Genomic DNA, 22,329 nt, shown 5'->3' with positions numbered 1-22,329 from the left:
GGTCCTCTTTATTTTATTAGGTCAGAGACAATCATTTGTTGCTTTTTTATTGACAAGAAGAAAAATCCAGTTAATAATAACATATGAACACATGCTCATATGTTATTATTAACTGGAGCTTTTGAATGTAACTGCGCAGGGCTACGAATACTATCTAGCTGAAGGTAATAGGAGGTTAAGCATGATGAACAAGAAGAACAAACGCAATCATCAGGTCGAGAATGTACACGGGCAACAGTCCAATCACGATCACAGTAACCACGACCACACTCATGAAGGACACAGTCACTCCCATGGCTCTCACGGGCATCAACATTTTGATCCTAGTGGAAATAAAAAAGGGCTTTTGATTGCGTTGATCATTACGGTTGGAATTATGTTTTTGGAGTTTTTTGGTGGGTTGATTACTAACAGCTTAGCCCTGTTATCGGACAGTGGGCATATGTTAAACGATGCAAGCTCTCTAGCATTAAGCCTAGTAGCGGTCTGGTTTGCAACTAAACCTGCTTCTCCGAACAAAACGTATGGTTTTCATCGATTTGAAATTTTGGCGGCACTCTTAAACGGAGTTACTTTATTTGTAGTTGCTGGATTTATCATTGTAGAAGCTTATGGGCGGTTTTTTGAGCCGCCGACAGTTGCCAGCGGATCTATGATGCTGATCGCAAGTATTGGTCTTTTAGCCAATGTGGCTAGTGCATGGTCGCTTATGAGAAAAGGGGATGTGAAAAATAACATTAATCTCCGTAGTGCTTATCTCCATGTGCTTGGTGATGCTTTAGGTTCAGTAGGGGCAATTATTGCCGGTTTAATCATGATGATTTTTGGCTGGTATGTTGCTGATCCAATCATAAGCGTACTGGTTGCTCTATTGATTCTTAGAGGGGCATGGGGAATTATCAAACATACCGTTCACGTCCTTATGGAAGGCACCCCGATTACAATTAATCCAGCTGAAGTAAAGGAAATCCTCGAAAGCATTGAGGGGGTTAGAAATGTTCATGACCTGCATATCTGGACCATAACTTCGGGATTAGATTCACTCAGCTGTCATATCTTAATTGAAGAGGAAGCAGATGACCAACGCATTTTGCAGCAAGCGATTCGGTTAATTGCCGATCATTTCAAAATTCAACATACAACCATTCAGGTTGAAACTTCAGCTATAGTTCATGAAGAATTGAAAATCTAATCAATGATTTATTTTTTGAATAGAATAGGGGGGCTATAGTATAATAAAAATACGAGGAAAGGGGTGATCGGTGCATGGATAATCTGACTCACGAGCATGAATCATGCAGTACGGATGAGCGGAAAAGTCATCACTCAGATAAAACTAAAAAGAATTTGATTAGCCGGCTCAATAGAATTGAAGGTCAGGTTAGAGGGCTAAAAGGGTTAATTGAAAAAGACACCTATTGTGATGATGTGCTGCATCAAATCTCCTCGGTCCAATCTGCATTGAACGGCGTGGGCAAGCTTTTGCTGGAGCATCATATGAAAAGTTGTGTAGTGGAACGTATCCAGGAAGGTGAGAACGAGGTACTGGATGAACTATTAGTTACCATTAATAAATTAATTAGATAATTGATCAATCGGAAGGATTCCCCGGAATCCTTTTTTATTTGCTTAAATTGGGTATATATAGAGTAGGGGACTATCCTAATTAATGAATTGAGAGGAGAATGTGTTATGGCACATCAAAACTACAAAGAGTGTATCGATGAGTGTTTAAAATGTATGATAGCTTGCAATCACTGTTACTCAGCTTGTTTGGATGAGGATCATGTGGGGATGATGAAGGAGTGCATTCGCCTGGATCGTGAATGTGCAGATATATGCGAGTTTGCAGCTCATGCCATGTCGATGAACAGTAAATATGCAACAGAGATTTGTTTAGCTTGTGCAGAAGCTTGTGAAGCCTGCGGCAACGAATGCCAAAAGCATGATCATGAACATTGCCAGCAATGTGCAGAAGCTTGTTTTGCTTGTGCAAAAGTTTGCCGTGAAATGGCGGCGTAAATTAAAGCTTGAAACTGAAAGGGCTGCTGCGGCAGCCCTTTATTCATGAATAGGAAGCCAAATCTAAGGGCAACTAGTGAGGTTTTGTAAAATTATTAAGCAATATATGTAAATATAGTGTTAAAATTTATTGAAATAATACCTTTATAATCAAGAGATATAGATGCCATAGGGGATGGCTGAGAAAAATAAACAGTTATGAGAGGGATGTTAACGACGGTATGATCAATCTTAGTCCAGAACGACTCCAGCAAGTTAGCTATATAGGGATTACTGAGGCTGATTTAGAATTATTAAAAAGCAAGGAGAAAGAATTCAACTTAATCGTTAGCTCATTGGTTGAGGAGCTGTATAAACAGATGACGATGGAGCCAGAACTGCTCCACATCATTGAGCAGCACAGTACACTGGATCGATTGAAAGAAACACAGCAGTGGTATTTTTTATCTATGGCCGCTGGTGTGATCGATGAAGCATTTATTGAAAGACGTTTGCTTATCGGGAAAATCCATTCCCGTATTGGATTAACAACGAATTGGTATTTGGGGACGTACATATTATATCTGGATCTGGCTACTGCTTATTTTGAACGGATATTACCAAACGAGTGGAAGCCTGTTATCCATGCCTTAACCAAGATGTTTAATCTCGATTCACAGCTCGTTCTTGAAGCCTATGAAGTGGATGAAAAAGCAAAAATAGAAAACTTGCTGGAGAAGCAAAATCACCTGCTTACAGGAGTGAGTTCAGCCGTTCAGGAGCTGGTATCTTTGATGGTTCAATTAAAGGATAGCAGTGAATCGATAGAAAGTTTAGCTAGTAAAAATGCTGATTATCAAGAGAAAACGCATCAAACGGTATTATATTTGGACAAAGAGGTGGAGTCTATTCATCAAGTGGGTACGATGATTAGAGAAGTGGCTGATCATACGCATCTTTTAGGCCTGAATGCGGCTATTGAAGCAGCCAGAGCTGGGGAGTTTGGAAGAGGTTTTGAAGTTGTGGCTAATGAAGTTCGTAAGCTAGCCCGTCGCTCAAAGGATTCACTGGTAACCATTGACCAGAAACTCGACAATATCAATGCCACCCTTTCCAAGGTGAAAAAAGAATCGGAACACAACTCCATGTATTCCAAGGATCAGGTCAAAAGCTCTCAAGAGCTGGCTTCCTTCGTGAACTTAATTGAAAAAGTGACTGCTGAGTTAGAGAGCTTGAAATGAAACTGCTACGGATTGAAACACTCCTTCAGAAAAATCTGAGGAGTGTTTTTTTGTTTGAAGAAGTTATTAGCGGTATAGCTTAAACATCAGTTTTGGAGACACCGTTTAAGCTGGGCACATAATCAGCAGCCTTATCGATGTTCACCATCTGAGCGGCTTCATTGAAATTGTTGTTATTCTCCGCATTGTTTTTCTTACTTGGTTGATGTTTTCCTGGAGCTTCTTTGGGATTGGCACTATTTTTGGGCATGACATTCACCTCCATATTCTTCACCTAGTATGAGAAGGTAGTTTTAATTTTATGCCAGCAGTTGACAAGTGTATCATTAAAAGATATAGTTCATTTAATGATATATCTTTTAATGATACATATGAGGAGGTGATTAAGTGTCAAGAACGGACTCATTGGAAATGGGAGAGCTCACAGACACTGCATTTTATATTCTCTTGTCTTTAGTCGAAGCCAAACACGGATATCTGATTATGAAATCAATCGAAACGATGACGAACAATCAATTTTCAATTGGGCCTGCTTCCATGTATACAACCATTAAGAAGCTGCTAGCGGCTGAATTTATTGAGCTGTATAAAGAAGAAGAGGACGAAAAACGAAAAACGTATATTGCAACGGAAAAAGGGATTGGATTGCTAAGAAAAGAAGTAGAGCGCCGAAAAGAAATGATTAGACATGCAGAACAAATTCTCAAATAAAAGGTGGGGAATAGGCATGAAGAATACAAAATATGTGACCAGCGGGGGCTTAGCTTTTACTGAAAAAGGAGATATGCAGAAATTGAGTAAGTATGCCAAAGGGGGCTGGCTCCTGGAGAGCTTTGCACCTTTGGGTTATAAGTTAAGAAAGGGAGATCCTCAGAATCTTGAGTACAGTGTAGATTATCACACAAATGTCGATGAGGAGTATTATTTGATTTTTGAAGATGCCGGATGGACTTATGTCTGTTCTGCCGGAAATGGGTTTCATATCTTTCGGGCAGCTGCAGGTACGGCGCCTATCTACTCGGACACAGGGACCCTCATTGACAAATATGAACGTGAAAAGAAAACGATGGGCAAAGTAGCCTTGCCATTGCTTATAGCTTTGATTGCTTTTATCTTCCTAGCGATCTTGGGCGTTAATGGATGGTTACCTGAGATCGTGAGGAATATCAGCCTGGTGTTAGTAGTGGTCACACTTTGTATGTTGGTCTTTCCGGGTCTTCCATACATTGCGTATCGATTCAAATTGAATAAATTACGAGAATAGCGAATGGATTTTTATCTAAAGGATGTTTGCACAGCCATGAATGAAGTTGGTTGTGGAACCATCCTTTTTTTAGTTGAGGAGTGAGAACAAATCTAAGTCTCAGATATATAGTACTAATGATCTATTAATGGAATTGCTTATATATTAATTCCATATTCTGTATTACAATGATAGCGAATACGAATTAGCTTGCTGTTTTCTTTCAAATTTATTACCACAATTGAAGAGGAGGCAATGAATGATGAAGAAGGATGCAAAGCTTAGGTTGAGTTGGAAAAGCCTTATTGTCGTATGCTTGGTAATTAGTATTCTTCCTGCCGGTTCCGCGTTTGCAGCAGTGAACAAACCTTTTCCGCAACATACCACCTACACGAGTGGATCTATCAAGCCAAACAATGTAACCCAGACCAGTATGGATAATTCAGTGAAGACCAAATGGGATGCGTGGAAAACGGCCTATCTCAAACCAGCTGGCACTGGCAAATATTACGTTAAGTATAATTCAGATGGAGAAACGGTATCTGAAGCACATGGTTACGGGATGTTGTTCACAGTTTTGATGGCTGGTTATGACAGCAATGCTCAGACTTATTTTGACGGCTTATATAATTATTACAAGGCTCACCCAAGTGCAATTAACCCTTATTTGATGTCCTGGAAGCAAAACAGCAGCTTTCAAAATATTGAAGGCGAGGACTCTGCTACAGATGGAGATATGGATATAGCGTTCTCATTGCTGCTTGCGGACAAGCAGTGGGGAAGTAGTGGGACGATCAATTATTTACAAGCTGCAAAAGATATCATTAATGCGATTATGGACAATGAGATTAACCAGACACAGTGGACGATCCGTCTAGGTGACTGGGCGAATAGCGGCTCGTATAATACGGCAACTAGACCTTCTGATTTCATGCTAAATCATTTAAAAGCATTCCAACAGGCTACAGGAGATACCCGCTGGACGAATGTTATCGATAAAACGTACACGATTATAAATAGCCTTTATACGGGTTATAGCTCTAGCACTGGGCTCTTGCCTGATTTCGTAGTTTACTCTGGGGGTGTGTATAAACCTGCTGCGGCGAATTTCCTTGAGGATGCCAATGACGGGAATTACAATTACAATTCTTGTCGTACCCCATGGCGGATCGCAACAGATTATTTGATTACTGGAGACAGCAGGGCGCTTACGCAGCTCAATAAGATGAATAGCTGGATTAAGACTAAAGTAAGCAGTACACCTGGTAGTATAAAAGATGGGTACAAGCTAAACGGAACCGTATTTGGAAGTTACAATAGCGGTGCCTTCTATGCTCCATTTGGAGTCAGTGCGATGACCTCATCAACTTACCAAAGCTGGTTGAATTCTCTCTGGAGCCACACAGCAAGCAGTGCTGCAGAAGATTACTATGAAGACAGCATCAAGCTGTTTTCGATGATCGTTATGTCTGGTAACTGGTGGACCTATTAAGATAACGTATAGTTAGAAAAAGGCTGTCCCCAAAACGTTCATGCCCAAAACCATAAAAGTCAAACAGAACAGCGATTCTCCTAATATCGGGGAATCGCTGTTCTGCATTTTTGGTCAACTACTGTTTGCTTCAGTAGATTAGGGGCAAAAGTAAAGCCACCTGATCTCTAATGTTACGGCGGAGCATCCTTTATTTGATAACCAATTGAATCATGGAGCGTACCTAATGATGCTCCAAATGATGCAATAAGTGAAGCATTTATACAGCAATTGGGGAATTTCTCCCTAAAATTCAGAGATTTCTGTTCATCAGACTTATAATTAGGGAAAACTTCCCTGAATTTTGGCCGATTCAGTAACTAATAAAGAAATCCCCCTGATTATTAGGGAGGAATTCCCTGATTCCGTCCTTTTAGAGCCAAAATCGGCTATTTTCAGGGAGTATTTCCCTAATTAGTTTACACTTACGCTGCACATCGCACATCGCACATCGCACATCGCACATCGCACACCATTTCACTATTTTTAGGACAACCTTACTGAAGACTTTGCGGCATACAGATATGCAGTACCGCAAAAGAATTGTGGTTTTAACGAACGTTGTTTTCGGTGAAACGTCCTGCCTGGTTATATACAATTGGATTAAATAGGAAGATATAGTTCCTTATATCTAAAAAGGGTAGGTGATAATATTGCTCTCAGACAAGAAACAATCTCTTCTATTTATTATTATCGTATGGGCAATGGCGTTAGGGATGTTGCTGCTTCCGGAATCGGCGCAAGGTCTGTATGGATTTACTCCTTTTTTCACAGTATGTATCATGATGTTTCTGATTGTGAGAGATGGATACAGTGCTGAGGGATGGAGAAGGTTGGGCTTCAAAATTAGGGGAGGCAAAGAATACATATTGGCTTTAGTTATTCCCTTAGGTTCACTGGGAGCGGGATATGCTGTCTATTGGATGGGATGGAACTCAAGCTTAATTTCTCCAGATTCATGGATCAAGACTGCTATATATTTGCTCGTTTACATTGTTCTTGGTTCATTATCTGCTTTGGGGGAAGAGATCGGTTGGAGGGGTTGGCTGCTCCCGCGTTTTCAATGGATGGGAAGAGTAAGTTCTAGTGTAACAATGGGCTTAATCTGGGCTATATGGCATTATCCGGCGATTCTTGGGCCGCGTGCTTATCATTCCTCTGGAAGCCGCTGGCTCGTGGTGGTGCTCTTTACCTTATCTGTTATGTTTGCGGGCATCATTATAAATGAACTGCGTCTGACCTCCGGTAGTATTTGGCCGGCAGTGCTTTTACACGGAACTAATAATGCTGTAGATAATGTTTTGCACAATATTACTGTCAGTTCTTCACCTATGTTGGAGTATGTAGCCGGGGAGAGTGGTTGGGTTCCAGTGATTTTATATGGCTGCGCAGCTATATGGATTCTGGATCGAAACCACAGAGTGAACCAGCAAAAAGCCAGGATAGAGCTATAATTCAATGCGGATATTTAGAGGAGAAGGAATATCATGCATAAAAGTATATAATTTCCTTTGTGATTCATATAAAATGGTAGGGGAATACCAAATAAGAATAGAGATATGTATAATTTTGTTCGTTCGGGGGATTTGAAATGACAGTAAAACTCCGCCAGTTATTCATATCAGGGTTACTTTGCATTTTTGTTTTTCTTATTATTCATTTTGTGTGGGTCATTCACTCTAACATCTTGCTTGGCGTTGGTCTGGAGCAGAATGAAGAAGGGCAATATTATATTGCTGAGGCAGACGTTTCAAGCGAAGGGTATAAACAGAATCTAAGGGAAGGGGATATCTTATTACGGGTTAATGGGAAACCGATTGATAAAGTGGATGAAGCTGTGAGATATGGAAGCTTAACTCAGGTTCAATCCGTTGGCCTTCTTCGTAACTCCAAAGGGGGGGCTCCACTTGCTTTGCATTATGATATTGAGAATAAGTCCTCCATCTATCATACATTTACCCAGCTTGTAGTCCCTGGAGCGACATTTGTTTTTTTGGCAGTGTTAAGCCTTCTATTATACCGCAGGAAAAGCGGGGATCGCTCAGCAGAGCTGCTGATTTTATTCTTTTTATTAGTCGGAATAACTTACTTTGCGGGATATGCCTCAAGTAGATCTGATCTTATAGGTAGAATCGCGATGGGTAGCGTGTTGCCTTTAATTCCACTGGTTTTTATTCACTTTCTCCAAGTATATCTGAAACGATTTGATGTATTAGTTCTATCTACTACTGTAATCAAAATATACTATGGCCTGGTCATTTTACTAAGCCTATTTTCCACCTCCAGTCTAATGGTTTACTCCTGGGATAGATCTTTGTATTCCTTTATAAGGTTAATTATTATTGGGTTCTTTATTTTTGGGATTTTTTACAGCATATTTAAGCTGCTATATTTATACATTACTTATCGAAGCACAGCGCTTAAATCGATGTTTAAAATTATGCTTACCGGACAAATCCTTGCGTTTACACCGTTTGTTCTCTTCTCAGCTGCACCCATTGCTGTTGGGGTCAACCTGATTCCTTACGAAATTACTACGATCTTTTTGTTTTTGATGCCAGTTACTTATTTTTATCTGCTGACGGCTAGGCAACTATTTGATATTGATTTCGCTTTTAATCGGTTTAAATATTATTTATTAATTGCTTTTTTTCCGGCGCTAATGATTGTAGCCGTACTTGCGATCATTCAGAGCAGGCAAGAGTATGATTGGATCAAATGGATTCAGATGTTTTTGGTTGTATATTTATCTATTACAATCTTTTTATTCTTTAAGGAGAAAATAGATTATTACTTCCGGCCTAAACTGTTCCGTGAGCTTTATCATTATCAAGGTAGTCTGGAGCGATTCTCGAAGCAAATCTCCAAGGTTATGATGCGGTCTGATTTGGAGGCTGCAATTTACAAGGAAATCAATGAGATTTTACCGGTTAGTCGGTCTGCTTTTTTTGAGAGAGATGAGGATATGAGTAACCTCGAACAAATAGTCGACAATTCGGGCCAAGAGATCAACATAGAATTTGTATCGAAATCTCCAGTTTTTAAGGTAGGAGAAGTAGTTCAACTCAAACAGGGGATCTTACTCGTAATCGGACGTCACCAAAAAAAATTTCATCTCCTCTGGATTGATCATAAGAAGAACCATACAAAGCTTAATTCGGATGAGCTTAACTGGTTAAATACCCTCGCAAATTATGCGAGTATTGTCTATGAGAATTTATATCTTATTGAAGGCTTGATTGAAGACCTTGAAGCAGAGATGAAAAAAGAGCTACATGCAGCACCATGGGTTCTACGCCTGATCTTTAACTTATCAGAGAAAGAACGCAGAAAGCTGGCGGCGGATTTACATGATTCTGCTCTTCAGGATCAGCTCATTTGGCTTCGCAGGCTGGAAACACTGATCTCCGATCATGATATTGAGGCGGATATTTTGCCAGAGCTGCTTCAGATTAAAGAGGGACTTCTGGATGTGATATATCAGATTAGGGAGACCTGCAATGAACTGCGTCCACCGCTGCTAAGAGAGACCGGAATTGTGAAGGCACTGGAACTATTGTTTGAGTATGCCCAGCTGCAGTCCAACTACATTATCACCTTTACATCCAGTCCGATTGGTGAGCTAAGTGAAGACCTGGTGATTGCGTTGTATCGAATAGTACAGGAGCTCCTGCGGAATGCCGGGAAACATGCCAAGGCGAATCAGATTGAAATTGAGCTGGACCAGCAAGAGCACCTCTATTTTCGATATAAGGATGATGGGATTGGCATGAATATAGTTGATATCAGGGAATCTTTTCAGCATATGGGCCTGTCTGGAATCAAAGAACGTGTTGCTAGCTTAGAGGGGGAGTGCACTTTTACCTCGGAGAAAGGGAAGGGACTGGAGGTTATTATTTATTTACCGACAATGGCTTTTGTAGAAGAAAAGCACAGAGGAGGCGATGACGATGATACGTATCTTGTTGGTTGATGATCATCCTTCAGTCGGAGAAGGAACCAAAACTATGATTGAGCAGGACGCGGATATGGAGGTTACTTTTGTTTTGTCAGCGATGGAAGCTTTGGATAGGCTGGAGCAACAAGAATTTGATGTGATCTTATGCGACCTCAACATGCCTACGATCAGCGGACTTGAATTCGCCAAAAGAGCCGTTCAACGTGATCCTGAATCTAAAGTGGTGATTTATACCGGATATGAGATCAGTGCTCATTATAATCTTTTGATGGAGTCAGGGGTCATAGGATTTATCTCTAAAACAGCTTCCCGGGAACAGTTGTTAAATACTATTCGTTGTGCACTGAGGAATGAGGCGGTCATTCCGGTGTCTTTACTTAAACAGCTACGAAGAAATGATATCAAGATTTCTAATCACCGGGATAATCGGCTGCTTGAGGAAGTGTCCATTAATCAAAGAGAACAGGAAATACTCCAAGAAGTAGCTAGTGGAAAAAGCAATAAAGACATAGCCAGCAAGCTTTTAATGTCACAAAGGACTGTAGAGTATAACTTGACGAGAATCTTTGAGAAGCTTAGTGTACATTCCAGATCCGAGGCTATTGTTGAGGGTAAACGACTAGGTCTTGTTAGGATGGAGACTTTCTAAGTTGAAGCCCATACAACCCAATACATAGTTTTGTTAGTTTTATTCATGGTGTTAAGTACCTCACTTTTGCATCTTGATCGTCATTACCTGTAATTCATAATTCTGAACCATTCAGGTATTTAGAGTATTATTCTGAAGAAATCAAGGAGGAACATCCATATGATTGACATGAACCAAATATTTTTGATTACAGATATCCCAGGTTACTCCCCGCAAATCAGCCGACTTTTATCCATGATGAACTATGCAAGATATACAACATTAGAAGCCGTTAAGGGTCTAACTGTGGAACAACTGGATTATTTATTGGATGCTCAGAGTAACTCTATTGGAGCGTTATTATTGCACTACGCTGCTGTAGAATATGCATATCAAGTGGCAACGTTTGAGCAAAGAGATTTGTCTGAAGAAGAGCTAACAAGATGGGGGCCAGCATTAAATTTAGGAGACGAAGGACGAGCCAATATTAAGGGAAATGACCTGAGCTATTATTTAGATCGCCTAAATGAAGTTAGACAAAAGACTTATGAATTATTCGCAACCGTCGATGATAATTGGTTATATACTGAAGAGGAATTCTGGCATAACAAACCTGCGAACTACTATTTTATGTGGTTTCACGTTTTTGAGGATGAAATCAATCATAGAGGCCAGATTAGGCTGATCCGAAAAAGAGCACTAGCTTAAGAAAGGAGGCGCGCGAATGGAGTACATAGAGAAAAATATAAAGCCTTTATTTAAGAAATATCCGCTGCTCTCGAAATTTGTATTAACAGTGGTGATTATAGACATCGTTTATTACGCCGGAAAACAAGTTGGAGGATTAGCTTATTACCTCATGCACTAATTTCTTTTGAAAATAAGCCGAATAGAAAAGGCGAGTTCCACTCATTTTGAGTGTGAATTCGCCTTTTTATATTGCTTAACCTAAATATCTGCTGTAGCTCTGACTCTTCCATGTGGCTATCCAGTTCATTATCAGTTCACACAAATTTGTTAGGATATGAAACATCAAAAGAGATATAGAGCATGACCAGGAGAGGAAGAGAAATAAATGAAAATATTAGAAGTTAAACATGTAAAGAAATCATATACTTTGTACGGTAAAGAAAAGGTGCCAGTACTCCATGATGTGAATCTAAGCTTTGAGACAGGTGAATTCGTCTCTATTCTAGGTGAGTCTGGCTGCGGAAAGTCCACACTGATGAACATCATTGGGGGAATGGACTCCGATTATGAAGGCGAGGTCCTTGTCCGCGGAAAGAATTTAAGCACGATGACCGAAAAGGAAATGGATGATTATCGCAAGAACAATATTGGCTTCGTTTTTCAAAATTTCAATCTGATCCCGCATCTGTCAGTTTTGGAGAATGTTACAGTGGCGATGCAGATGACGGATACCAGTGAGAAGGACCGTAATAAACGTGCTATAGATATTTTGACTGAGGTAGGCTTGAAAGAGCACCTGAAAAAACGTCCCAATCAGCTGTCCGGTGGACAGAAGCAAAGAGTATCCATCGCCCGCGCGCTAGCGAATAATCCTGATATTATTTTGGCAGATGAGCCTACAGGGGCCTTGGACAAGGATACCGGCGATCAAATTTTAGCCTTATTGGACAGCATAGCCAAAAGAGGGATATTGGTCATTACCGTGACCCACTCACAGAAAGTAGCCGACTCTGGTACCCGTATCGTAAAGGTGGAAGAAGGACGGATTAAAGATGATATTCAGTTAAAGGACCGCTCTTTGATTAGTTACGATGGAGGAGAGGGGTCATCCCGGAATCTCAGTTTATTTGCATCTTTTAAAATGGCTCTGCAGAACATGAAACTCAACGCCAAACGTAATGTATTGGTAGCTTTGGGTGGGTCTATTGGTATTTTAAGCGTACTGTTGATGCTTTCCTTAGGGAATGGAATTACGAACTATATGAATGACGAAATTAATTCAAGTATGGATCCTTTACTCGTGGATATAACTAAACCCAGTGAAGAAGCTAAAGGCATGCAAGGTCCAGAGGCAATGATGTTGCCCGGCGAAACGTTTACGGCTGCCGATATTGAAACCATCCGAAATATTCCAAATGTTGATTATGTAGAAACCATCACTTCCATTTCGGGCAAATCTACTATGGTTTATGCAGATCAGACGGTTAGTCTTACACAATTAACAACCTTAACGGATGCTTTTGCTAAAGAGACGATTACCGCAGGGGCTTTTCCAGAGGGCAAAGAGATATTATTACCCGTGAAAACGGCTAGTAAATTAAGCGGAAACGACAGTCCAGAGTCTTTGGTAGGGAAATCGATTCATCTATATATTAATGAAATGGATGCTAAGCATAAACCGATCACATTGGAACAAGAAGTCACTATCTCTGGTATTTATGAAAGCACTGATCCAAGAGCGCAAATGCAACCCACGGGTTATCTTCCAGCGCAGACTTTGGAGCAAATGTATGCTGACAAGGGGATTACAATAGGTCCAATTCAAGTTAATGCTTTTGCAACCGATATGAAATATGTGAATGATATTAATGCAGCCGCTGTTGATGCTGGGTTCTCAGGTTCTCAATCGGCAAAAATCATGGAGCGAATCACAACTTATGTGAATATGGTTACTATAGTTCTCTCTGGTATTGCCGGGATTTCACTTCTTGTATCAGGGATCATGATATTGGTTGTGCTATATATCAGTGTAGTGGAACGGACTAAGGAAATTGGGATTCTTCGGGCAATTGGCGCAAGGAAAAAAGATATCAAACGTATATTCTTTTCTGAATCAGCTTTATTAGGTGTATTCAGCGGTATCTTTGCGGTACTCTTTGCCATTGTCATTAGTTATGTGTTAAATATTCTCTTGGACAATGCTTTTGGAGTGAAACTTATTAATCTATCCGGTTATTATGTGTTATTTGGGATCGTTGTGAGTACCCTGATTAGTATTATCGCAGGTTTGATGCCATCCTCTAAGGCTGCCAAACTGGATCCAATGGAATCTCTACGATATGAATAAATAGGTTAGCGGAGAGGAAAATTGAGAGATGAACACGATTCTAGTGGCGGATGATGATTCTCATATCCGTAGATTAATACGATTATATCTTGAAAAAAACCAATTTTCCGTAGTGGAAGCAGCAGACGGTCAAGAGGCATTAGACATTCTAGCGCATACAAAGATCGATTTGGTGATTGTAGATGTGATGATGCCAAATGTAGATGGTATTGAATTGACCGAAGATATCCGATCTTATATCGATATTCCAATTCTGATGGTTACAGCTAGAGGAGAATCTAAGGACAAAGTCAGAGGATTTAATGCCGGATCAGATGATTATTTAGTCAAACCGTTTGATCCCATAGAATTGGTCCTGAGGGTAAAATCACTATTAAAAAGATATCATTTAACCTCCTCGAGTGTGATTCAACTAGGCGCAGTGATGATTGATCTGGGGAATTTGAACGTTGTTACGGCTCAGAGAACGGTGGAGTTGAAGAAAAAGGAATGTGAGTTGTTATTTGCTCTGGCGGGTTCGCCAGGGCAAATATTCACGCGTTCTCAGCTCATAGAGAATATTTGGGGTGTCGATTATGAAGGCGACGAGCGTACGGTAGATGTGCATATCAAACGTCTGAGAGAAAGATTGGAATCGATCCCTGAGCTAATTATTTCTACGGTAAGAGGACTTGGATACCGTCTGGAGTTGGCCTGAATGTTGAAAAAAAGCCTGCGTCTGCGTATTGTCATTACGTTCATTGGGATTGTGATCGTCAGCTTAATGATCTCTTTTTTGCTAAATGTACGGTTTTCCGAAAATAATGTGACCCCAAACCATATCTTCATTAGAGTAGCTGGAGACGTAGCCAAAGTGCTTACCCTAATCGATGATCCGGAAAAAGCACAGGCATTTACTAAACTGCTCAATAAATATGGGGTCGATATTGCGAAAGTGAGAGTGAATGAGTGGAGTGATGCTGTTTTTTCAGTGGATAAGGAGAAGGTTGCCGCTCTATTTAAGCCAGATTCCACAGACGCAGTGATGCTTAATGATAAGTCTGGTGTTGCTATTGTTGGCGTTCCCATTGTAGATAAGGAGAAAGCTGCGCTCATCATTAAAATTGATTTTTCGTCGAGCTTGATCACATTCAGACGCAACGTGTTTTTTACACTTCTAACGGTTTTAGTCATTGGAAGTTTACTGATTCTCTTGATGTCCGGATTCATTGTTAAGCCTATCAAACGTCTGACGGAAGCAGCTAAAAAAATGGCATCAGGCGATTTATCTGTGCGCTTGACGCATAAAAATCAAGATGAGTTCGGGGAACTGATGGAAAGCTTTAATCATATGGCTAGTGAGCTGCAAAAGATAGATTCAGTTCGTGATGATTTTGTCAGCAATGTGTCCCATGAAATGCAGTCTCCACTTACGTCCATTAGAGGGTTTACTAGAGCGCTGCAAGATGGTGTCGTTCCAGTAGAAGAGCAAAAAGAACATCTGGATATTATTTATCAGGAAACGTTGCGCTTATCCCGCCTAAGTGACAATCTGCTTAGATTAGCCTCGCTTGATTCAGAACATCATCCGGTTAATCTCACCACTTTTCAGCTGGATGAACAGTTAAGAAGAGCGATCGTTCTGGCGGAGCCACAATGGGCACAGAAAAACATTCAGATAGAATTGGATTTATTACCCTGCCAAATTACGGTGGATAAAGATTTGTTTGATCAAGTCTGGCAAAACCTAATCAATAATGCTATAAAATATACAAGCCAAGAGGGTATCATTCATGTCGAAATCGAGCGTTCTATAGCGTGTGTGAAGGTTTCTATTAAAGATTCTGGTCAAGGCATACCAGAGGCAGCATTGCCCCGCATTTTTGATCGTTTTTATATGGTGGATAAAGCGCGGAGCAGCGTTCATAAAGGGAATGGACTTGGATTATCTATTGTATTAAAAATTCTAAAAATGCATGATTGTAAAATAGAAGTGGAGAGCAAGGTTGGGGAAGGAACTCAGTTTATTGTCTCGATCCCTGTCTCTCAACCCTATGAATAGTTAACGGGCTGAAGCTTAAGGCAAACGCAGACCCTTTCATTTGTGAACCAAGCAATAGAAGACTCTCAAAAAGTTCCCAGAACTCGGTTCGCGCAAGCCATAGTTGCAGTAGGAACTGAACATTTGATCGGCATGATTGAATTAAATATTAGAAGCCATACGGACAGAAGCGGTGAATTCGGCTATATTGTCCATCCTGATGCCTGGATTCTTTGATGTTCAGTATGTTGGAGCATGAGTGGACGGTAGCCCGCTAAAAATTAACTCTTGATTCCCAATGGTAAGTTCACTAGAATATAAGTATTAGCTTATATACTTTCAAGAGGAGGAGAGAAGGAATGCAGACACTAACGGAAATTGCTGAAGACTTGAAGCTGTTCGGAGATAAGACACGATTGGCAATGCTTTCTCTTCTGAAAGAGCGGGAATGGTGCGTGTGTGAATTCGTTGATATCTTTGACATTTCCCAGCCGGCGATTAGCCAGCATTTACGGAAATTGAAAAGTAGAGGAATCGTTAGGGAAAGCAAGCGGGGACAGTGGGTACATTATTCGTTAAATGTCGAGGATAAACCACATCTTAAGGCTGTTCTTCAACAGATGCCTAGTACCAAATCGATATTGGCTGAACTGAATAAAGAGGCTAAAGAGCCATGCTGCGACTAAATTTCAGGTAAGAATTTTTATGACTTATATATAACTATATAGTTATATAATGATGTTGGATTGAAGTCACATGCTTATATAGGAGTGTTGAAAAAGATGTGGATTTGCAGTAAAAGGGGGATGGCACTTTGGCTATTGTAGCTATCCTTATATTTTTAGTAACTTTAATCCTTGTAATCTGGCAGCCCCGTAATTTATCAATTGGATGGTCAGCCTGCGGTGGCGCGATTATAGCTTTGCTAGCTGGGGTAGTCAGCTTTAATGATGTTCTGGATGTAACGCAGATCGTGTGGAATGCTACTTTAGCGTTTGTGGCTATTATTCTGATTTCTTTAATTCTGGATCGAATCGGATTTTTTGAATGGGCTGCTTTACATATGGCGCGGGCTGCCCGCGGGAATGGCAGACGAATGTTTGTGTATGTCATCGTTCTTGGTGCGTTAGTGTCTGCATTTTTTGCGAATGATGGAGCGGCTCTGATTCTTACGCCTATTGTGCTTGCGATGGTAAGGGCGCTGCATTTTGATGAGAAAAAAGTATTTCCGTTTATTATCGCCAGCGGTTTTATTGCCGATACCACCTCATTGCCGCTCGTGGTCAGCAATCTGGTCAATATCGTATCAGCGGATTTTTTCGGGATTACGTTTATGGAGTATGCAGGCAAGATGATCATACCTACGCTGTTCTCACTTGTGGCGAGCATCGTGGTGCTCTATTTCTTTTTTCGCAAAAGTATTCCCAAGCATTTTAACGATTCACAGCTAAAAGATCCGCATGAGGCGATCAAAGACAAAAAAATGTTCCGGCTGTCATGGATTGTATTGGCTGTTCTTTTGGTAGGGTATTTTGTCAGCGAATTTTTGGGTATTCCGGTATCTGTGGTTGCGGGGATCATAGCTATTTTGTTCCTGCTTCTCGCGAGAAGAAGCCCTTATGTCAAGGTGAAAGAAGTGATTACCGGAGCGCCTTGGGCGATTGTGTTCTTTTCTATCGGAATGTATGTCGTAGTATATGGACTTCGAAATGTTGGGCTGACGGATTTACTTGCTAAGATGATTGGGTCTATTGCTGATCAGGGCTTATTTGCCGCAACGATGGGTATGGGCTTCATAGCTGCATTGATCTCATCGCTGATGAATAATCTGCCTACCGTTCTGATTGACGCGCTTGCCATTGATGCGACGCATACCACTGGAATCATTAGAGAGGCTTTAATATATGCGAATGTTATAGGTTCGGACTTAGGACCGAAGATCACTCCAATTGGCTCACTCGCCACACTGCTGTGGCTACATGTACTTTCGGCTAAAGGCGTGAAGATTTCTTGGGGAACGTATTTTAAGACAGGTATTATTTTAACCATTCCAACGTTATTTATTACGCTTTTAGGTCTTTATATGTGGTTGTTGATTAACTAATTTGGACAGGGGAAGATCAAGATGAACAAGAGAACGATTTATTTTTTATGTACAGGGAATTCCTGCAGAAGTCAGATGGCTGAAGGCTGGGCTAAGCAATATCTAGGAAAAGAATGGAGCGTGTACAGTGCAGGTATTGAAGCTCACGGTCTAAATCCAAAAGCTGTACAAGCGATGAGCGAAGTAGGCATAGATATTTCCGGCCAGACTTCGGATATTATTGATGCTAATCTGCTGAATAATGCCGATCTGGTCATTACCTTATGCGGAGATGCTGCGGATAAATGTCCAATGACCCCTCCGAAGGTCAAACGGGAACACTGGGGCTTCGATGATCCGGCAAAAGCGCAAGGGAGTGATGAAGAGAAGTGGGCAGTGTTCCAGCATGTGCGTGACCAGATTGGTAAAAGAATCAAACAATTTGCGGAGACGGGTGAATAAGCAAAGGGAGGAAGTAACCTATTCTTTTAACTTAGGGTATTTCACCACTGGCCATTTCACTTTCCGTAAGGCATTGATCACTTCGGGCCCAACGTTCAAATTACTTTGAACCAATTCATGGGGAGTGAGAGCCATCCATTGGTTCAGAGAGACGTCGGCAAAACGGTCACTTTTGAACATTTCGAGGAACCACAACGATTCTTCTCCTGTATTCTGAATATAATGTCCAAATGCAAAAGGAACATACCCAACATCGCCAGCCCTGTAATTAAAGGTACGTGCTGCACCGTTTCCGGCAAACACAGTCATCCGTCCTTTTCCGGTAAGATAATATTGCCACTCATCGTTGTTGGGGTGCCAGTGGAGCTCTCTCATTCCTCCAGGTTCAATCTCTACCAGTGCAGCAGCCACGGTCTTGGAGACCGGAAAGTTGCTGGAGTCAACGATTCTGACGCTCCCGCCAGGAGTCTTCAATGGAGGCTGTGCCAACAGCGAATGTTTGAAGCTCTGTGGAATTTCTCCATACGGCGATTGCACCTTTTGGCTTTGTAATGAGCCGGGAACTTGATCCTGATAAATGTAAACCTGTTCAGTGGGGATGGAGTCGAAGGCCTCGGCAGGTATTCCAAAGTTAGCTGAAAGTACCTCTTTGGGCGTATGGGTGAACCAATCGGAAATAGACAAGGTATTCAGATCAGAGAAGCTTCCGTCGTCGAAGACAAGGAGAAATTCACAGCCTTCTTCAAGACCTTGTATAGAGTGAGGAATACCCGGCGGAAAATACCATAGATCACCAGGTCCTACATCTGCTATAAAGTTCCGTCCATTCTGATCCACAGCAGTAATCCGGGCGCGGCCTAACAGCATATAAGACCATTCCGCTTGCTGATGCCAGTGAAGCTCTCGTACTCCACCGGGGGTCAGGCTCATATTCACACCTGCCAGTGTAGTTGCGATAGGGAGTTCTCTGACGGTTACTTCTCTGGACCAGCCACCATGATTAAGCTGCATATGCGCATCGGAGAAAGAAAATTTCAAATTGGGAACCAGGCCCGCATCAGTCACCGGAGGTACGAACATATCCGGATTCTCAAGATCCCGCATAACATCGCGGGGTCCTTTATCTAATCCCCCTGTGCCATCGCTTCGGATGGGCTGGGGGATGTTTGTTTTGTTTGCCGAATCCTGTCCAGCAGAAGTCATAAGATGTTCTCCTTTCTTGTTCCTTAAGAGTTCAATGAAAATATATGCGGAATGCTGTCTTTTATGATGGATAGCAGAAGTGGTACAAGTTGACATGTGTAGGGTCATCATTGATTATTACTAATAGAGGCTAAGGTTCTAGATGAACTGGAGAGGGGTTTGTGATGATTCACATCAAGGAGTCCTTACAACGATTAGGGAAAATAAAAGCTTACGTAATAGGTCTATTAGTGATTATGTTCGCCGCGGGATCTGCGGTTACACCTACATCGGTGTCGGCAGCTGTCCAGTTAGGGACACAGGTAATGCCACTGTCATACGGGGGATATTACGTGCTTTTTCCAGGTAAACTCGCCCCTTATTTCAAAGCAGGTAAATTAATGGTGCCGATTCGAGCCTTCTCCAATGCGATTGGCGCAGATTTGCTTTATGACGCTCTGAGCAAGAGTATTACTGTTTCACTGCTGGACCGATCGGTAGGAAATATTAAAGCAGGGCAGCTAGAGGCAGATTTTAATGGGGAGACCGTAGATTCATTAGGCGTTGCTCCAGAGATAAAGGATGGCACTCTGTTTGTTCCGGCGTCCCCCATTTTAGAAGGGCTTAAGTCTTTTCGCTGGGAAGTGCAATTTAATAATGTGAATAAATTAACCCTTGGCATTGGAGCCAGAAAAGGGGAGGAATGGGTGAAGCCTGAGGCAGATCGTGCGCTTGCTCCTTATCCACTCGAAACGACAGCACATCCGTATCCGTTATATCCTACTATGCTAACGCAGGCTCAATCCGGGAAAGAATATAGATTAACCTTAGGCGTGCAAAATACCTCCGGATTCATCATCCCCAAAGGAAACGCGGAATTAGAGCTGGTGAGTGTGGACAGTAAAGGGAATTCTTTTTATCAAACGTTGAAAGGACCTGATTCCTCAACCTCCAAGGCGGCATTATTATCATTTTCCGTTACCATTCCAACAGAGGCTGAATACGTCATTTTCAGGTCACGCACATTGAGAGCGCAATAAGGCAATTGCTATAGATTATTCCAACAAGCTAGACAGAGAGCGGGTAAAGAAACAGATGACAGGTAACAAAGAACAGCAATATCGCTTCAGCGAAGCACCGATTTGGGAATTGCAACGAACATATTATGAAGAGCAGGGATTAAAGGCTTGGAATAATGATCAGGTCCCGCAGTACATCACGAGTAACCCTATGATTGCGACAGCATACGCAGAGATGATCTTTGGATTTCTGCAAGACCGGGCTGGACAAGGGCATCTCTCAGAGACCGTTACGATTCTAGAACTTGGAGCGGGAGCAGGCCGGTTAGCCTTCCATGTGCTTAAAAAGTTATGTGAAATCGTAGACTACGCAGATATTCCTCTTCCTCCTTTTCGTTATGTGATGAGTGATTTGCCTTCCAAAAACATATCCAGCTGGCAGCAGCACCCGAGCCTACTTCCTTACGTAGAGCAGGGTATTTTGGACTTCGCTCGTTTTGATGCTGTGCAGGATGTAGAACTACATTTAGTACACGCTAAGCTCAGCATTCGGCCGGGTGATTTACAGCAGCCATTGGTGATTGTGGCAAATTATTTTTTTGACAGCATTCCGCAAGAATTAATTTATGTGGATGAAGGAAAAATATATGAATGTGAGGTTTCGATCCAGTATTCGGCGGAAGTTGATCCGGATAACCCCTCCGATGCGCTCGGCAAAATCATCCCGCAGTACCATTATCGGCGTGCGGCTAGTTATGAAGAGGAGACTTATCCCTATCATGACGTTATAACGCTTTATCAGCAGAAGCTGGAGGATTCACATATACTCTTTCCGGTGGTGGGGCTTACTTGTCTGGAGCGGCTTGCGCGGCTCTCTACAGAGGGATTCGTGCTGCTTACAGCGGATAAGGGAGACCATCGCTTAGAGAACTGGGAATTTGCAGAACCTCCATTGCTGATTCATCACGGAAGCTTCTCTTTGACCGCGAATTATCATGCGATAGAGCATGTGCTGAAACAAAAAGGGGCGCATTCAATATTCACCAGTCATCACTATAAAAACCTGAACATCGGCTGTATTCTTATGCTACCAACACCGCTGAGCTATACAAACACTCGGCTGGGTTACAAGCGGTTTATAGAACGTTTTGGCCCGGATGATTTCTTTAGTATGAAGGAATGGATGGATCAGCAATTAGATACGATGGGGCTGCAGCAAATTTTGGCCTTTTGGCGTTTGGGTGGGTATGATGCTGAATGGTTTATCCATAGCGCTGAACAGATTTCGGAGCTGCTGCCGGGTGCCAGTGATGAAGAAATGCTGGATCTACAGCGAGGTATACAGTTGATGTGGACGGGCTATTATCCGATGGAACAGAGTTATGATCTGTCGCTAGATGCGGGGTTGCTGCTGTATGAAATGGATAAATTCGCGGAAGCATTGGGTTACTTAGAACGCTCCATGCATGCGAGTACGGAAGAACCATTGGCATCAGTGCTGTATAGCATGGCAATCTGTAACTATGAGCTAGGAGCTGAAGCTACTGCATTGGAATACGCGCGTAGAGCTTTGGCTGCAGAGCCTGACAATGAAGTAGTATTGGAGCTCCTAACGGCGCTTAGCGGGGAATAAGCACATTTACATAGGGTTATCTTTTTGGTATCCTATACAAAATAATCAAACGCGATGACGAGAAGAGTACATGAAATCATTCCTTCACAGAGAGCCCTGGATGATGAGAACAGGGTAAGGGAGATTTTATCGAAACAAGCCTCTGAGCGGCATATCGGAACCGGACTAAGGGGATGGTATGACGGGAGCTCCTGTTATAGAGCTAGAGTATAAGCACTGCGCAAGATGTTTTGCCGTACTTGATGAGATTAATATGGCGACATATTAATGAACCTGGGGTGGTACCGCGAG

22 protein-coding genes and 1 other annotated feature (1 of these 23 running past the window's edge) are annotated in these 22,329 nt (G+C 41.8%); of the genes, 20 read left to right on the top strand and 2 right to left on the bottom strand.

Annotated features, from left to right (window positions below):
- Window positions 1–184: 184 nt before the first annotated feature.
- The 4 genes from NST94_RS26310 to NST94_RS26295 all read left to right on the top strand — a co-directional run bounded on the left by NST94_RS26310 (window position 185) and on the right by NST94_RS26295 (window position 3,242).
- Entirely contained in the window at window positions 185–1,192 is a 1,008-nt protein-coding gene (locus NST94_RS26310) for a cation diffusion facilitator family transporter (protein WP_076193680.1), read from the top strand.
- Between the two features lie 74 nt (window positions 1,193–1,266).
- Window positions 1,267–1,587, top strand: coding sequence for a metal-sensitive transcriptional regulator (locus NST94_RS26305; protein ID WP_076128794.1), 321 nt, complete (start codon window positions 1,267–1,269; stop codon window positions 1,585–1,587).
- Window positions 1,588–1,692: 105 nt separating this feature from the next.
- A complete protein-coding gene (locus tag NST94_RS26300; RefSeq protein WP_076128792.1) occupies window positions 1,693–2,022 on the top strand; it encodes a four-helix bundle copper-binding protein in 330 nt (109 codons plus the stop codon).
- Between the two features lie 221 nt (window positions 2,023–2,243).
- Window positions 2,244–3,242: a globin-coupled sensor protein gene (locus NST94_RS26295; RefSeq protein WP_076137072.1), complete on the top strand. Its 999-nt coding sequence runs from the start codon at window positions 2,244–2,246 to the stop codon at window positions 3,240–3,242.
- Between the two features lie 79 nt (window positions 3,243–3,321).
- Here the strand turns inward: NST94_RS26295 and NST94_RS26290 are convergent, their stop codons facing one another.
- A complete protein-coding gene (locus tag NST94_RS26290; protein WP_155288200.1) occupies window positions 3,322–3,492 on the bottom strand; it encodes a hypothetical protein in 171 nt (56 codons plus the stop codon).
- 137 nt (window positions 3,493–3,629) lie between these two features.
- On the opposite strand from NST94_RS26290, the gene NST94_RS26285 reads away from it, so the two are divergent.
- The 14 genes from NST94_RS26285 (at window position 3,630) to arsC (ending at window position 18,204) form a co-directional block, all read left to right on the top strand.
- A complete protein-coding gene (locus NST94_RS26285) occupies window positions 3,630–3,953 on the top strand; it encodes a PadR family transcriptional regulator (protein WP_339281441.1) in 324 nt (107 codons plus the stop codon).
- Between the two features lie 16 nt (window positions 3,954–3,969).
- On the top strand, window positions 3,970–4,506 hold the full coding sequence (locus NST94_RS26280) for a DUF2812 domain-containing protein (protein WP_076185471.1): 537 nt from the start codon (window positions 3,970–3,972) through the stop codon (window positions 4,504–4,506).
- A 238-nt stretch (window positions 4,507–4,744) separates the two neighbouring features.
- Entirely contained in the window at window positions 4,745–5,977 is a 1,233-nt protein-coding gene (locus tag NST94_RS26275) for a glycosyl hydrolase family 8 (RefSeq protein WP_254847763.1), read from the top strand.
- 743 nt (window positions 5,978–6,720) lie between these two features.
- Entirely contained in the window at window positions 6,721–7,470 is a 750-nt protein-coding gene (locus tag NST94_RS26270; protein WP_339281440.1) for a CPBP family intramembrane glutamic endopeptidase, read from the top strand.
- 137 nt (window positions 7,471–7,607) lie between these two features.
- Entirely contained in the window at window positions 7,608–9,989 is a 2,382-nt protein-coding gene (locus tag NST94_RS26265) for an ATP-binding protein (RefSeq protein ID WP_339281439.1), read from the top strand.
- Window positions 9,967–10,623 carry a response regulator transcription factor gene (locus NST94_RS26260; protein ID WP_248549609.1) on the top strand — a complete coding sequence of 219 codons (657 nt, stop codon included), beginning with the start codon at window positions 9,967–9,969 and terminating at the stop codon, window positions 10,621–10,623. The genes NST94_RS26265 and NST94_RS26260 overlap by 23 nt, the downstream gene beginning before the upstream one ends.
- A gap of 168 nt (window positions 10,624–10,791) precedes the next feature.
- Window positions 10,792–11,310, top strand: coding sequence for a DinB family protein (locus NST94_RS26255; RefSeq protein ID WP_076128815.1), 519 nt, complete (start codon window positions 10,792–10,794; stop codon window positions 11,308–11,310).
- A 16-nt stretch (window positions 11,311–11,326) separates the two neighbouring features.
- Window positions 11,327–11,470 (top strand): hypothetical protein, encoded by a 144-nt coding sequence (locus NST94_RS26250; protein WP_162636847.1) that lies wholly within the window; start codon window positions 11,327–11,329, stop codon window positions 11,468–11,470.
- 207 nt (window positions 11,471–11,677) lie between these two features.
- Window positions 11,678–13,639 carry an ATP-binding cassette domain-containing protein gene (locus tag NST94_RS26245; protein ID WP_339281438.1) on the top strand — a complete coding sequence of 654 codons (1,962 nt, stop codon included), beginning with the start codon at window positions 11,678–11,680 and terminating at the stop codon, window positions 13,637–13,639.
- Between the two features lie 28 nt (window positions 13,640–13,667).
- Window positions 13,668–14,336, top strand: coding sequence for a response regulator transcription factor (locus tag NST94_RS26240; RefSeq protein ID WP_076128780.1), 669 nt, complete (start codon window positions 13,668–13,670; stop codon window positions 14,334–14,336).
- Window positions 14,337–15,680 carry a HAMP domain-containing sensor histidine kinase gene (locus tag NST94_RS26235; protein ID WP_339281437.1) on the top strand — a complete coding sequence of 448 codons (1,344 nt, stop codon included), beginning with the start codon at window positions 14,337–14,339 and terminating at the stop codon, window positions 15,678–15,680. It begins immediately after the preceding gene.
- A gap of 338 nt (window positions 15,681–16,018) precedes the next feature.
- Window positions 16,019–16,345 carry a metalloregulator ArsR/SmtB family transcription factor gene (locus NST94_RS26230; RefSeq protein WP_036680319.1) on the top strand — a complete coding sequence of 109 codons (327 nt, stop codon included), beginning with the start codon at window positions 16,019–16,021 and terminating at the stop codon, window positions 16,343–16,345.
- 128 nt (window positions 16,346–16,473) lie between these two features.
- On the top strand, window positions 16,474–17,763 hold the full coding sequence (locus NST94_RS26225; RefSeq protein WP_076277127.1) for an arsenic transporter: 1,290 nt from the start codon (window positions 16,474–16,476) through the stop codon (window positions 17,761–17,763).
- Window positions 17,764–17,784: 21 nt separating this feature from the next.
- Entirely contained in the window at window positions 17,785–18,204 is a 420-nt protein-coding gene (gene arsC / locus NST94_RS26220; RefSeq protein ID WP_248549614.1) for an arsenate reductase (thioredoxin), read from the top strand.
- 18 nt (window positions 18,205–18,222) lie between these two features.
- Here the strand turns inward: arsC and NST94_RS26215 are convergent, their stop codons facing one another.
- On the bottom strand, window positions 18,223–19,407 hold the full coding sequence (locus NST94_RS26215; protein WP_076307276.1) for an oxalate decarboxylase family bicupin: 1,185 nt from the start codon (window positions 19,405–19,407) through the stop codon (window positions 18,223–18,225).
- Window positions 19,408–19,571: 164 nt separating this feature from the next.
- Between NST94_RS26215 and NST94_RS26210 the strand changes: the two genes are divergently transcribed.
- Together NST94_RS26210 and NST94_RS26205 are read left to right on the top strand one after the other, a co-directional pair.
- A complete protein-coding gene (locus tag NST94_RS26210) occupies window positions 19,572–20,426 on the top strand; it encodes a copper amine oxidase N-terminal domain-containing protein (RefSeq protein WP_076128771.1) in 855 nt (284 codons plus the stop codon).
- A gap of 55 nt (window positions 20,427–20,481) precedes the next feature.
- The gene (locus NST94_RS26205; protein ID WP_339281436.1) at window positions 20,482–22,038 is read left to right on the top strand and encodes an SAM-dependent methyltransferase; all 1,557 of its coding nucleotides are present in this window, start codon (window positions 20,482–20,484) and stop codon (window positions 22,036–22,038) included.
- Window positions 22,039–22,083: 45 nt separating this feature from the next.
- Window positions 22,084–22,329, top strand: a binding site (T-box leader) (it continues 15 nt past the right edge of the window).

The sequence above is a fragment of the Paenibacillus sp. FSL H8-0282 genome (genome assembly GCF_037963825.1).
Classification (GTDB): domain Bacteria; phylum Bacillota; class Bacilli; order Paenibacillales; family Paenibacillaceae; genus Paenibacillus_AQ; species Paenibacillus_AQ odorifer.
This window is presented reverse-complemented; position numbering and strand designations above follow the sequence as displayed.